Consider the following 13,061-nt stretch of genomic DNA (forward strand, 5'->3'; position numbering starts at 1 on the left):
CGGGTCGCTCGAGCCGCCGGCTTCTTCACCCCCGCGCGCGATCGCGGCTAGGGTGCCGCCATGCGGAACCCCGCCAAGGTGCGCGTCGCCGTCCTCTTCGGCGGCCGCTCGGCCGAGCACGAGATCTCCCTCCTGTCCGCCCGCTTCGTCGTCGAGGCGCTCGACCGCGACCGCTTCGAGCCGGTGCTCATCGGCATCGACAAGTCCGGCCGCTGGCTGCTCCAGGAAGAGGCGCTGCTCCTCGGCGCGGCGCGCGACCCCCGCCTCGCCCGGCTGAACGAGGCGATGCCGGAGATCGCCCTCGACGCCCACCCCGGGCCCGCGGGCGAGGCCACGCTGACCGTGCCGGGCGGCGCGCGCTCCCCGATCGACGTCGTCTTCCCCGTCCTGCACGGGCCCACCGGGGAGGACGGCTGCGTCCAGGGCCTCCTCGAGCTCGCCGGCGTCCCGTATGTCGGCTCCGGCGTGCTCGGCTCCGCCGTGGGGATGGACAAGGACGTGATGAAGCGCCTGCTCCGCGAGGCGGAGATCCCGATCGTCCCCCACGTCACCCTCCGCCGGGCCGCGTGGGACCGCGATCGCGGCGCGTGCATCGAGCAGATCGCCGCCCTCTCCGCCGGCGGCGCCGGCTTCGGGCCGATCTTCGTCAAGCCCGCGAACCTCGGGTCGTCCGTCGGGGTCCGGCGCGTCAAGGCGCGCTCCGAGATCGAGGCGGCCGTCGAGCACGCCTTCGAGTTCGACCTGAAGATCGTCTGCGAGCAGGGCATCGAGGGGGTGCGCGAGATCGAGTGCTCCGTGCTCGGCGACGACGACCCCATCGCCTCCGTGCCCGGCGAGATCGTGGTCGGGCACGCCGACGGCTTCTACTCCTACGCCGCCAAGTACATCGACGCCGACGGGGCCACGATCCGGATCCCGGCGGACCTCTCCCCGGCCGAGGCGAACGCCGTGCAGCTGGTCGCGCTCCGCGCGTTCCGCGCGCTGGAGGCGTCGGGGATGGCCCGCGTCGACCTCTTCCTCTCGCCCGATCGCGCGCTCTACGTGAACGAGATCAACACCATCCCCGGCTTCACGGCGATCTCGATGTACCCGAAGCTCTGGGAGGCGAGCGGCATCCCCGCGCGCGAGCTGATCGAGCGCCTCATCGGGCTCGCGCTCGAGCGCGGCGCGCGCAAGGCCCGCCTCAGGACGAGCGCCTAGCGCCGCGCGGCGCGCGTCAGCCCGCGTCAGCCCCCTCGAGTCGCACGCCGGGGGCGCCGAGCGCGGGGCGCCGCACGAGGCGCGGGCCGAGCGCCTCGAGGATGCGCGCGTGGCGCTCGGCGGGCGCCCACACGAGGATGTGCCCGCCGCCGCCTGCGCCGCACACCCGGAGGACCTCGACCCCGAGGCCGTCGAGCCGCCGCTCCAGGGAAAGCGCGAGCGCGCTCGCCGCCCTCGAGAGGCGCACCTTCGCGGCCGCGCCCCGGCGCATGCCCGAGAGCACCAGCGAGAGCGAGCCGATCTCGAAGCCGCGCGCGACCTCGCCGGCCGCCGCCACGAGCTCGCCCTTCGCGTCGCACGCCGAGCCGGAGTCCATCCGATCCAGCACCTCGCCCGACACGCGCCGCACCTCCGTGTCCACGAGCAGCAGCCCCGCCGAGAGCGCGGGCACGAGGTCCGGGCAGCCGATCGCGAGCGGACGCACCCCCGAGCAGCCGCCGGCGTCGAAGGCGAGATCGAGCAGCCCCCCGAACGCCGCGAACACCTGATCCTGCGCGCCGCACGCGTTGCACAGGCGCTCGCGCTCGATCGCGACCGCCTCGCGCGCCAGAGCCTCCGGCGCCACGGCCTCTCCGAGCGAGGCGCGCAGCGCGAACAGCGCCGCCACCGCCACCGACGCGCTGCCGCCCAGGCCAGCCCCGGGCGACGTCTCGCTCTCGACCCGCAGGGCGACCCCGTCGCCCACGCCCGCCGCGGAGAGCGTCGCCTCGACCAGGCGGAACGCGAGATCGTCGCGCGGAGGATCCGCGCGGCGCCGCAGGAGGACGCGCGCCCCTCCGGCGCCGCCGGCGCCCTCGGTCGGGCGCGGCTCCGCCCGCCCCTCGCCGCGCGCGGCGAGCTCGAGCCGCACCCAGCCTCGATCGAACGGCTCGACGATCACGCGCACGCGCAGATCGATCGCGGCGCCCACGACGCGCCCGCCGTCCTGTCGGGCGATGCCGGGCAGGTCGCTGCCACCTCCGGCGAAGGAGACGCGCATCGGCGCGCTCGAGGCCGCGCGCCACAGCGGGCTTCGCAGCGTTCGCGGCGCGGAGAGGGAGCCGGCGCAGGGGGTGCTCATGCTGTCCTTCGGCGCGAGCGCGACCCGCCGGGACGCGAGCCCGCCCCAGGGACCGAGGCGGAGCGCCCCGCGGCGGCACCCGGTGCAGAGAGCAGGCCATCGATGGAGCGCCCGGCGTGCACGCTCCCGCTCGGTCCCGCTCGGTCCCGCTCGGTTCCGCTCAGTTCAGGTCCTTGCTCGCGGGCTCGCTCCGCGGCGAGGGCTGCGCGCGGGCCGCGTCGAGGATCCGGTCGATCACCCTGAGCCCGGCCGCGAACATGTCCCGCTCAGCGCGCTCGCCGCCGGCGTGCACCTCGGCCGCCTTCTCCCGGAGGGCGAGGGCGTCGCGGCGGACGACCGGGAGGCGGGCCGCGCCCGCCGCCTCGGCGATGCACCCGGCGAGATCGTAGATGAGGAACGCGTCCTCCTCGCTGATCCGGGCCTCCGTACGGCGCCCCTCGGCGCGGGCGCGCGCCGGAGATCCGGAAGCGCGATCCCCCCGGGCGTGCGGCGCGACCTCCCGATCGTCGTCGTCCCCGATCGAGCCCGAGGAGACGCGGTCGAGCAGGCTGGTCAGCTCGACCCGGTAGGCGGCGAGGACCAGCGCGCAGAGCGCCCCGCGATCGCGCAGCGAGAAGAGGATCAGCTCGAGGAGCCGGTCGGACCGGGTCGCGCAGTTTTGCATCGCTGCCTTGTACGGCGTCCGCCCACGTGACCTCAATCCAGAACGCCACCGCCCGCGGCGGATCCGCCCTCGGACGCGGGGCACGTTACGCACCGAGGGCGCTCGCGTGGCGCGCGGTGGCACGCCGAGGCGCGAACCGCCCCGTCGAGGCGCGCGCCGGCCCGTGAAAACGCGCCGAAACGCGGATAGCGTGGGGGGCCCCACGCGGCGGTTGCGGAGCTGTGCCGGATCGGTCAATAGGTCCGACCCTCCTGCGTCAACGGGCCGCGACGGATGTCTGGCGTGCTGACGCTCCGGCTCAGCCTGTCACCTCATCCACCATCGCATCGGCATCCCCGTGACCGCGAATCGTTCTACGAGCCCCACGCCCACCCGAGAGCAGTCCACCGCGCCGTCCTCGGCCACCATCACGACGTCCACCCGGCCCGCGCCGCCCACGCCTCCCACGTTTGCGGACGGCGCGCCCGGCGCCGGGCTGAGCGAGCACGGCGCGGCGATCGTGCACGAGGAGGAGGCGCTGCTCGCCCGCGTCACCGCGCACCTCGCCGCCGCCGCGACCAAGCCGTCGCGCCCGCCGCCTGCCGAGAACTACGAGGAGCAGCTCCTCTCGCTGCGCGATCAGATCGCGGCGGCGCGGCTGGAGGACGTGCCGGCGCTTGTGCAGCAGATGGAGCGCCTGCAAGGGATCGCCGCGCGGCGGAACGAGAACGTCGTCGAGCCCGTCGATCCGAAGTCGCCCTACTTCGGCCACCTGCGCCTCCGGGAGAAGGGCCGCCCCGAGCGCGACGTCCTCATCGGGCGCACGACGCTCGTCGACGCGAGCGCGGGCGTGCGGATCGTCGACTGGCGCCACGCCCCGGTCAGCCAGATCTACTACCGCTACGAGGAGGGCGCGGAGTACGAGGAGACCTTCGGCGAGCGCGACGTCGAGGGCACCGTGCTCGTGCGGCGCACCGTGACCATCGACGACGGCGAGCTCTATCGCATCTCGGCGCCGCAGGGGACGCTCGTGCGCGGGCCCTCGGGCGGCTTCCGCGAGATCGCGACGCGGGCGACCGAGCTCTCCGGCGGGCAGGGCAGCGCGGTGCGCCCCGAGGACATGCGCGACATCGCGCGCGCGGCGGCGGGCGGCGCGCGCGGCGGGCTCGGGACCGGGGCGGCGTTCCACGCCCGCGAGGACCGGCACCTCCCGGAGATCGCGGCGCTCCTCGACCCGCGGCAGTTCGAGCTCATCTCGAAGCCGGACGCCGGCATCGTGGTCATCCAGGGCGGCGCCGGCAGCGGCAAGACGACGATCGGCGTCCACCGGCTCGCCTTCCTCTCCTACAACGGAGGCCGCCGCTTCACCGCCGACAAGATGCTCGTCATCGTCGGCAGCCCCGCGCTCCGCGCGTACATCAGCGAGGCGCTCCCCGCGCTCGGCCTGGGCGGCATCGCGGTCGAGACGTTCTCCGAGTGGGCGCGCGCGGCGCGGAAGCGCGCGTTCCCGTGGCTCGAGGCGCCGATCGAGGAGAACACGCCCTCCGTCGTGACCCGCTACAAGACCCACCCGGCGATGCTCCACCTCCTCGAGCAGCGCGCGGCGGAGCTCAAGGACGACGCGCGGGCGCGGCGCGACTCGCGCGGCACCCTCGCGTTCTGGGCGGACGTGCTCACCGATCTCGACCGGGTGATGGCCGCCTTCGAGGCGGCGGGCGACCCCGAGTTCGGCCCGGAGCAGGTGAAGCGCGCGTGGCGCTGGTGCGCGGACCGCTGCCCCGCCGTGCTCGACCTCGACCCCGGCGACCGCGCCGAGCGCAAGGCGGCGATGGCCGACGAGCCCGCGGATGACGACGACGACCGGGGCGGGGACGGCCGCGAGGTCTCGAGCGACGACCGCGCGGTGCTCGACCCCGAGGACGACGCGCTCCTCCTGCGGGCGTACCAGCTGCTCCGGGGCGAGCTCCGCAAGGGGAAGAACGTGCTCGTCTACGAGCACCTCTTCGTGGACGAGGCGCAGGATCTCGCGCCGATCGACCTCGCGGTGCTGCTCGGCGTCGTGGCCGAGCCGCGCAGCGTGACGCTGGCGGGCGACACGGCGCAGCGGCTCTTCATGGACTCCGGCTTCCGCGACTGGCGGGTGACGCTCGACGACCTCGGCCTGTCGCGGGTCGACGTCGAGCCGCTGCGCATCGCGTACCGCTCGACGCGCGAGGTGCTCGCGTTCGCCCGCGCGGTGCTGGGCCCGCTGGCGGATCCGACGCCGCCCCTCGCCCCACGCAGCGGGGCGCCGGTCGAGCACCACCATTTCCCGAGCGCCGGTGCGGCCGTCGCGTTCCTGGCCGACGCGATCCGCCCGCTGTTCGCGCGGGAGCCCCGCGCGACGCTGGCGATCCTGGCGCGCCACCCCGAGCAGGCGGACGTCTACTACGACGCCCTCAGGATGGCCGAGATCCCGAACCTCCGGCGCGTGCGCGCCTACGAGTTCGCGTTCCGCCCCGGCGTCGAGGTGACGGAGGTCCGGCAGGTGAAGGGCCTCGAGTACGACTACGTGGTGCTGGTCGACGTGAACGCGTCGACCTACTCGGCCGACGACGAGTCGCGGCACCTGCTCCACATCGGGGCGACGCGCGCGGCGCACCAGCTCTGGGTGATCTCGACGGCGGCGCCGTCGCCGCTCGTGCCGGACTGGCTGGGCTGAGGGGCAGGGGGACGAAGGGACCGCTCGAGCGCAGCCGAGCTGTGCCGCCGCCCTCGGAAGGCATCGGAAAGGGGAATGGACACAATCGACACCGGGCCGTGAGAGAATCCTTGACCGGAGCGAGGCCGTGAGTAGATTCCCTCTCGCGCGGTGGAGCAGCCTGGTAGCTCGTCGGGCTCATAACCCGAAGGTCGTGGGTTCAAATCCCGCCCGCGCAACCACGACCCAAGTAGCAAGAGGACGCGAGGATTGGCCGGAAAGGCCACCTCGCGTTTTTCGTTTTCAGGGTCTGTCCGCTGACGCCGAGCGTGAGACCGGAGAGGCGGTCTGAGCGATCCCGCCGTCCGGCCCCTTCAGGCGAGCGCTGCTCGTCGTGCGCTCTGCCTGCTCGCTTGGTGTGTGCCTCTCGGGAGAGGTCCTGGTCGTCCCGGCGGCCTCGCGCGCCCTGGGTCCCAGTCGTTCCATCGGAGCGCGGCGGCGCGGAGCGGCTCGAGCGCAAGGGCGATGAGGGGCACACCCCTTCTGGAACATCGAGCGTCGACAGCGTGAACTCAATCGCTCTCTGCGGCTCCGGCGCGCTGCCGCTCCGATGCCCTGTCCGTCGGCGGTGTCGCTCGGGAAGTGCGCAGCGCTACGGAGCCGGTACAGGTGCGGTTCGCCAGCGCCACATCCGCGGCCTCGGTCCGCTCGTCGCGCAGCCGCGCCCCCCGGCGAGGTCGCCGCGATCTGCGCGCGTTCGTCGTGCGTTCGTTGCGCCTTGGTCGGGCGTTGGTGGACATGGCGCGCGCTTCCACGGGCGTCTCGCGCCGGCGGCGCAGCCCTCTCGCCGCGCCGTAGGCAGGCGCCGGCCCCGTGATGTAGGATGGCGATAGAGGCGGCTCCTGTGCTCTGAACACGCGCGCCGCGGCGCGCACCCCACCGGCGCATTCCCGGTAACCTCCAGCGGACAACCACGATGGCCAAACCGAACGATCCCTTCGCACCCTCGACCAACACGCGCGGCGCCGCGACGCCGGGGGATGCTGCCAAGCCGCAACGCAGCGCCAGCGCGCCCGCGCCCGCGGCGCGTGCGTTGCCCTCTGCGGGGCCTGCCACCCAGCGAGGGCCGGGGGCCTACGGCGCGCCCGAGTTCCTCAACAAGGCGCGCAGCGCGCAGCCGCCGGAGCTCCTGAGCCAGCGCACCATCGAGCTCGTGCAGTGGTCCTGGGCGAAGGTGATGCCCATCTCGGACGCCGCGGCGGCGCTGTTCTATGAGCGGCTGTTCACGCTCGAACCGTCGGTGCGGCCGCTGTTCAAGAACGATATCGCCGAGCAGAAGAAGAAGCTCATGCAGACGCTCTCCGTGGCCGTCGATGGGCTGAACAACCTGCCCAAGCTCGTGCCGGTGCTCCAGGCCCTCGGCGTCCGGCACCAGGGCTATATGGTCGTCGATCGGCATTACGACGTGGTGGGCGAGGCGCTGCTCTGGACGCTGCGCGAGGGGCTCGGCGACTCCTTCTCGGCCGACGTCGAGTCCGCGTGGAAAGAGGTCTACGGCGTGGTCTCGGACGTCATGAAGAAGGCCGCCGCGGCCCACGCGGCCGTGGGCGGCGCGCAGGCGCACCCCTCGCCGGCGCCGGCCGGGAGGGAGGCCCCGCGGATCGGCTCCTCGCAACCGGCGCAGCGCTCGGCGCCCGTGGAGCAGGCGGTGCAGATGCCGAAGTCGGTGCCGCCGCCCTCGTCGACCAAGGCCTCGCGGACGCTCGTCGGGGTCGTGCCGCCCTGGCAGGGCGACCCGCCGCCGCCCGCGCCCGCTGCGGCGCCCGCGGGCGCGCCGATCAGCCTGCGCACCATCGAGCTCGTGCAGCGATCGTGGGCGAAGGTGATGCCCATCTCGGACGCCGCGGCGGCGCTCTTCTACGACCGCCTCTTCGAGCTCGAACCGTCGGTGCGGCCGCTGTTCAAGAACGACATGGCCGAGCAGAAGAAGAAGCTTATGCAGACGCTCGCCGTGGCCGTCGATGGGCTGAACAACCTGGGCAGGCTCGTGCCGGTGCTCCAGGCGCTCGGCGTGCGGCACCACGGCTACATGGTCGTCGATCGGCATTACGACGTGGTGGGCGAGGCGCTGCTCTGGACGCTGCGCGAAGGGCTGGGCGACGGCTTCACGCGCGACGTCGAGTCGGCATGGACCGAGGTCTACGGCGTGATCGCGGACGTCATGAAGAAGGCGGCCGCAGATCACGTCGCGAGCGGGGGCGGTCGCAAGGCCGACGCCGCGCCCGCGCGGGAGCGGGCGCCCGCGCAGCGGCCGCCCCTCTCGGAGCAGCGCGCGCCGGCGCCGTCGAGCGTCACGGAGGTGATGCCGGCGAAGAGGCGCCCGGGCCCGCTCGACGAGGACGCCGACACGCTGCACTACCAGACCAACCCTGCCCATGAGGCCATGATGACCAGCGGTATCCACCACGAGGAGTCCCGGGCGGCGGCGCGCCCGGCATCTGCAGCGCCCTCTGCCGTCGCGAGCGCGAGCCCGCAGGGGCTCGTCATCCCGTGGGCGGGCCAGGACATGGTCGTCAACGTCCACGTCAAGCTGGACGGTCCGCTGGTGACGGTCCCGGTCGCCTCGCCCGGGATTACGTCGCCGGCGGTCGCAGCGCCCGTCGTGCTGGAGCCGACTGGCCCGAGCGGCCTCGCCGCGGGGCTCGCGATCGCCCTGCTCTCGATCGCCGCCTCGATGGCCACGGCCATCCTGATGACGGTGGGTGGCGCCGACAAGGCTGCGGCGGGCGTGGGCGCCGCGGCCGGCGCGGGCGCCGCGCCCAACATCGCGTCCCTCGCGACCTACGCCGTGCCGATCATCGTCACGGTCCTCGTCCTCTCCGCGTTCACGATGGGACACATCCTGGGGCGGGGTCGGGCGCGGAGCGACGCGGGGCCCGGCGCGGGGCAGCTGTGAGCTCCTCGTGCGGGTCGTGAGCGGGTCGTGGACTGGAAGCCGACGCATTCGCCCGGCGAGCGCACGGGTTTGATGGCAAGATGGGAATGAGAGCCCGATGATCGCGGAGCCTGCGAGTACGCTGACCCACCTGGCGGGACAGTGGCTGGGACCCTTCCAGCTGATCCAGCTGCTCGGCATCGGCGCGATGGGCGCCGTGTACCTGGCCAGGGACAGCGTGCTCCAGCGCGACGTCGCGGTGAAGCTGATCGCGAAGGGGAGCGCGGACACCGATCCCGAGCGGCGCGACCGCTTCCTGCGCGAGGCGCGCGCGGCGGCGCGCCTCCTCCACCCGAACGTGGTGCAGATCTTCCAGGTCGGCGAGGACGAGGACGTCCGCTACATCGCCATGGAGTACGTCCACGGCCTCACCATGGCGCAGGCGGCCAAGCAGCACGGCGGCCGCCTGCCGGAGCAGTTCGGGATCGAGAAGATGCGCGAGGCCGCGGCGGCGCTCGAGCTCGCGGCGTCGTTCGGCATCTCCCACCGCGACGTCAAGCCCGCCAACCTCCTCCTCAATGCGTCGGGGACGCTCAAGATCGCCGACTTCGGCCTGGCGTCCCATCCGGAGAGCGGTCCGCTCGGCGGCAGCGCCGCCCGCACGCTGGAGGGCACGCCGTTCTACATGAGCCCGGAGCAATGGACCGGGCAGGACATCGCGCCTCCGTCGGACATCTACAGCCTCGGCTGCACGTTCTACCACCTGCTCGTGGGCAGGACGCCCTTCTCGGCGCGGGATCTCGCTGGCTGCTTCCAGGCGCACTGCCACGCGCCCGTCCCGGATCCGAAGCTGGCGATGCCGGACATCGACCCGCTCCTCGCGGAGCTCTTGCGCCGCTGCATGGCGAAGAGGCCTCAGGAGCGGCCGTCGGCCGGGCACATCGTGGCGTTCCTCGAGGACATGCTGATGCTCCGGCGCAGCAGCGTCAGGCCGCGAGAGATGTCGGAGCCGAAGAGCGCGCTGCTCGGCTCGCCCGTGGATCTCTCCGATACGAGGATAAGCGAGCTCCCAGCGCCGCCGAGGGGCCCCCTCGCGACGCCGACGGGCACGATCCTGGTGAACAGCTCGACCGCCGTCGGGCACTTCACCGGCCAGTACAGCTACCGTGATCATTTCGGGCTGACCGGCTATCCGTTCAGCGACATCCGGCAGCCGAGCTTCTTCTGGGACGCAGGCCCTTATGCCTGGATCCTGAGGACGCTGGCGTCGCAGATCGTGGCCGGGCAGCGCCCGGCGATCCTCGTGGGCAAGCCGGGGAGCGGCCGGACCTTCGTCTGTGAGATGATCAAGAACAAGGTCCCGCGGATCCATGTCTTCTCGGTCGAGCCGCAGCTGCTCTTCGGGACGCGGCCGCTCGTGTCGCTGTGCAGGCAGGTGGGGGCGACGGCCATCACACCGACGCTGAGCCAGCAGTTCCTCGTCGACGCGTTCCTCGGGCAAGCGCTCCTCCGCGCCGGGTCGGACGCGATCGCGGTGCTGGTCGTCGACGGCGTCGATCCGGAGGATCACGATCTCCTGATGGAGCTCCATGACATCCTGCGCTGCGCCCCGGCGGGCAGGCTCTCGATGATCCTGGTGGGCGCCCCAGATCTCCCCGCGACCCTCGCCTCGAACGGCGTGCCGCGCGAGCTCTACTCTGGCGCTCAGTCGCTCCTCTTGCCCGGCATGACCCAGCAGGAGATGATCGAATACATCGACTTCCGGATGTGCTCGGTCGGAGGGAGCAGGCGGGGGCTCCAGCTGGGCCTCGCGTCGCAGCAGCTGCTGCACGCGAGGAGCGGCGGTAGCCCGAAGCTCATCAACATCTACTGCCACAACGCGCTGACGATCGCCGCGCTCCAGGGCGAGACGGACGTGAGCCTGTCGTCGATCCGCCTGGGAATGAAGAGCAAGAGCTATCTCACCGCCGAGGCGGCCACGAACCTGATCCGGGGCTGAGCGCGCGCCTCCAGCGGGTCGTCAGGCGCGGCCGGAGCGGTCGTGCGCGGGGCGATCGCGACGCGCTCGCGCGCTGGCCAATCCCCCTCATTCCTCGCCGCGTTAGCTGTCGTTTCCGGCGGTTCCGACTGGTGCGACCGTCCTGGCCGCTCCGGTCGCGGACGGCGCGCTCGGCGGCGCCGCGGGGAGGGGGGCGCGCCCGGGCATTGCGGCGAGCACCGCCGCGTCCGTCATCGGCGCGCGCGGCACGTTCAGCGCGCGTCCAATGCGCGCCCTCGAATGCTTGTCGTTGTCGATGCACCTGCCGCGCGTGTATGCGCTGAGCCGGTCGCGCGGCTCCTGCTTGCGGCACGCCCCGAACGATCCCTTGATCAGCGCGAGTCCCGCGCGAAAGCATTTCTCTCGATCCCCGACGAGATCCTCGTGCGACCACCCCTCCCGGGTCTTGCCGGCGCCGACGCGGACCTGGAGCAGACAGGAGTCGAGCCCCGAGCCGCGCGCGAGCTTCCCGAGCCCGAGGTCCACGTCGCGACGGTAACCGCTCTCGAAATACGCGATCGATAAGAGCAGCGCCATCGTCTCGGCTCGACCGCGCGGGCCGCCGAAGAGCGGCTTCAATGCGGGATCATAGGCAACCTTCGCCGCCGCGCGCGCGATCTCGTGGTAGCGCGCGCGGCCTTCCTCGGGCGTCTCGACCGCGTCCTTGATGAAGCTCTTCCCAGGCGGGGCCCATGTCATCATGATACCAACAGCCCACGCGATAATCGTATCCATAAGACATGTAAGGTCATGGGCTACCTCTGTGTCAAGCAATTCGGACAGCCTGGCTGGGATTGTCGTCGTGCGTTGTATGATGGCGTGCCGCTCAGTGTGCATTATAACGTCCTCGTCAAATTGCGAATGATCTGGGAAGCGGTGCGTCGTACGTGGTGCGCAATCGTTTTCGCACTGGTTCGCACTGGATTTGTGTTCGGTTGTGTTCGGTTGTGTTCAGTTACGTTTGTTACGTTTGTTGCGCTCGGCCTGGCGAGATTGCGGGTGTGCTCGCGGTTAAATTCGCGCCGAGTTGTCTCGTGCTCTCGCCGCGGGGCTCACGAATGGAGTGGCCCTCTCCAGTCCTCGAGAGAGCGACTGGCCCTCACCGGGCTGGGAGCGGTGATGTGCTGCGCGCGCGCTCGACGCGAGGCGCGCGTCAGGCCTTCTCGGCGGCGTCTTCTTCGGAGGTCGCGCGCGTGTCTTCGAGCCGGTCGACCGCGCGCAGCTCGGGGAACAGCCATGCCCAGAGCAGCACGACCGCGATCGTCCCGAGGCCGCCGAACACCACGGTGGGCACCGTCCCGATGAGCCTCGCGAGGGTGCCCGACTCGAGCTCTCCGAGCTCGTTCGAGGCGCCGACGAACACCATGTTGACCGCGCTCACGCGGCCGCGCATCTCGGGCGGCGTGGCGAGCTGCTCCAGGGTCATCCGCACGACGACGCTCACCATGTCGGCGGCGCCCATCACGGTGAGCGCGACGAGCGAGAGGGGGAAGCTCCGCGACAGGCCGAACACCACCGCGGCGAGCCCGAAGAGCCCGACGCAGAGGAGCATCCTCGGCCCGGCGCGCCGCGTGATGGGCCGGAAGGCGAGGACCACGGCCATGAGCCCGGCCCCGACGGCCGGCGCGGCGCGCAGGAAGCCGAACCCCTGCGGGCCGACCCCGAGCACGTCGGTCGCGTAGATGGGCAGCAGCGCGACCGCGCCGCCCAGGAAGACGGCCGCGAAATCGAGCGAGATCGACGCGAGGAGGACCTTCTTCCGGTAGACGTAGCGCAGCCCGGCGAGCGCCGTGGCGAGCGACGGCGGCTTCCTCTCCAGGCGGCCGGCGGGCGCCCGCACGGCCAGGGGCCCGGCGCACGCCGCGGCGAGCGCGAGGCTCGCGCTCAGGTAGACGGGCGCAGGCGCCTTCCAGAGCGCGTAGAGCAGCCCGCCCAGGCTCGGCCCGCCGATGGCGCCGACCTGCCAGAGCGTCGATTGCCACGTCACCGCGTTCTGGAAGTGCTCCGTCGGCACGAGCGTGGGCAGGAGCGCCGAGCCGGCCGGCCCCTGGAAGGCGCGCACCGTGCCGAGGAGCACGAGGACCCCGTAAATCCCCGGCAAATTCGGGCTCGGCGAGCGCGCGAGGAAGAAGAGCGCGAGCGCCGCGAGCGCCGAGGTGAGGTAGCAAAGGACGAGGATCCGCCGCCGATCGAAGCGATCCGCCGCGTGCCCCGACGCGAGGGACAGCCCCGCGACAGGGAGGAACTGGGCGAGCCCCACATAACCGAGCGCGAGCGGATCTCGCGTGAGGTCGTAGATCTGATACCCCACGGCGACCGATTGCATCTGGTAGGCCACCGTGGCCAGAAGGCGGGCCGCCGCGTAAACGCAAAAATCGGGCGATGTGAAGGCGGCGAAGGGCGACGACGGCTTCAGGGCGGCGGGGGCGGTGGCCATGAACGAGT

At 72.5% G+C, this 13,061-nt stretch carries 8 protein-coding genes and 1 tRNA gene; 5 read left to right on the forward strand and 4 right to left on the reverse strand.

Annotation, left to right across the window (positions count from 1 at the left end; translation table 11 throughout):
* Positions 1 to 60: 60 nt before the first annotated feature.
* The gene (locus tag WMF12_RS02750) at positions 61 to 1,200 is read left to right on the forward strand and encodes a D-alanine--D-alanine ligase family protein (RefSeq protein WP_437863102.1); all 1,140 of its coding nucleotides are present in this window, start codon (positions 61 to 63) and stop codon (positions 1,198 to 1,200) included.
* Positions 1,201 to 1,216: 16 nt separating this feature from the next.
* Here WMF12_RS02750 and WMF12_RS02755 read toward each other — a convergent pair whose 3' ends face one another.
* Complete coding sequence (locus tag WMF12_RS02755; RefSeq protein ID WP_437863112.1) at positions 1,217 to 2,320, reverse strand: GHMP family kinase ATP-binding protein; 1,104 nt, start codon at positions 2,318 to 2,320, stop codon at positions 1,217 to 1,219.
* 160 nt (positions 2,321 to 2,480) lie between these two features.
* Entirely contained in the window at positions 2,481 to 2,984 is a 504-nt protein-coding gene (locus WMF12_RS02760; protein WP_437744070.1) for a hypothetical protein, read from the reverse strand.
* Between the two features lie 337 nt (positions 2,985 to 3,321).
* On the opposite strand from WMF12_RS02760, the gene WMF12_RS02765 reads away from it, so the two are divergent.
* The 4 genes from WMF12_RS02765 (at position 3,322) to WMF12_RS02780 (ending at position 10,577) form a co-directional block, all read left to right on the forward strand.
* On the forward strand, positions 3,322 to 5,664 hold the full coding sequence (locus WMF12_RS02765) for an ATP-binding domain-containing protein (protein ID WP_437863131.1): 2,343 nt from the start codon (positions 3,322 to 3,324) through the stop codon (positions 5,662 to 5,664).
* Between the two features lie 144 nt (positions 5,665 to 5,808).
* Positions 5,809 to 5,885: transfer RNA gene (locus tag WMF12_RS02770), tRNA-Met, on the forward strand.
* Positions 5,886 to 6,619: 734 nt separating this feature from the next.
* Complete coding sequence (locus WMF12_RS02775; RefSeq protein ID WP_437863151.1) at positions 6,620 to 8,599, forward strand: globin family protein; 1,980 nt, start codon at positions 6,620 to 6,622, stop codon at positions 8,597 to 8,599.
* A 97-nt stretch (positions 8,600 to 8,696) separates the two neighbouring features.
* On the forward strand, positions 8,697 to 10,577 hold the full coding sequence (locus tag WMF12_RS02780; RefSeq protein ID WP_437863170.1) for a protein kinase domain-containing protein: 1,881 nt from the start codon (positions 8,697 to 8,699) through the stop codon (positions 10,575 to 10,577).
* 102 nt (positions 10,578 to 10,679) lie between these two features.
* Here the strand turns inward: WMF12_RS02780 and WMF12_RS02785 are convergent, their stop codons facing one another.
* Together WMF12_RS02785 and WMF12_RS02790 are read right to left on the reverse strand one after the other, a co-directional pair.
* Positions 10,680 to 11,318 (reverse strand): hypothetical protein, encoded by a 639-nt coding sequence (locus tag WMF12_RS02785; protein ID WP_437863177.1) that lies wholly within the window; start codon positions 11,316 to 11,318, stop codon positions 10,680 to 10,682.
* 451 nt (positions 11,319 to 11,769) lie between these two features.
* Positions 11,770 to 13,053 carry an MFS transporter gene (locus WMF12_RS02790; RefSeq protein WP_437863192.1) on the reverse strand — a complete coding sequence of 428 codons (1,284 nt, stop codon included), beginning with the start codon at positions 13,051 to 13,053 and terminating at the stop codon, positions 11,770 to 11,772.
* Between the last annotated feature and the right edge of the window lie 8 nt (positions 13,054 to 13,061).

This window comes from Sorangium sp. So ce363 (assembly GCF_051520435.1).
Classification (GTDB): Bacteria; Myxococcota_A; Polyangia; order Polyangiales; family Polyangiaceae; genus Sorangium; species Sorangium cellulosum_B.

Coding starts and splice junctions, on each gene's coding strand:
- WMF12_RS02750 (WP_437863102.1), top strand. CDS start 61: ATGCGGAACCCCGCCAAGGTGCGCGTCGCCGTCCTCTTCGGCGGCCGC.
- WMF12_RS02755 (WP_437863112.1), bottom strand. CDS start 2,320: ATGAGCACCCCCTGCGCCGGCTCCCTCTCCGCGCCGCGAACGCTGCGA.
- WMF12_RS02760 (WP_437744070.1), bottom strand. CDS start 2,984: ATGCAAAACTGCGCGACCCGGTCCGACCGGCTCCTCGAGCTGATCCTC.
- WMF12_RS02775 (WP_437863151.1), top strand. CDS start 6,620: ATGGCCAAACCGAACGATCCCTTCGCACCCTCGACCAACACGCGCGGC.
- WMF12_RS02780 (WP_437863170.1), top strand. CDS start 8,697: ATGATCGCGGAGCCTGCGAGTACGCTGACCCACCTGGCGGGACAGTGG.
- WMF12_RS02785 (WP_437863177.1), bottom strand. CDS start 11,318: ATGATGACATGGGCCCCGCCTGGGAAGAGCTTCATCAAGGACGCGGTC.
- WMF12_RS02790 (WP_437863192.1), bottom strand. CDS start 13,053: ATGGCCACCGCCCCCGCCGCCCTGAAGCCGTCGTCGCCCTTCGCCGCC.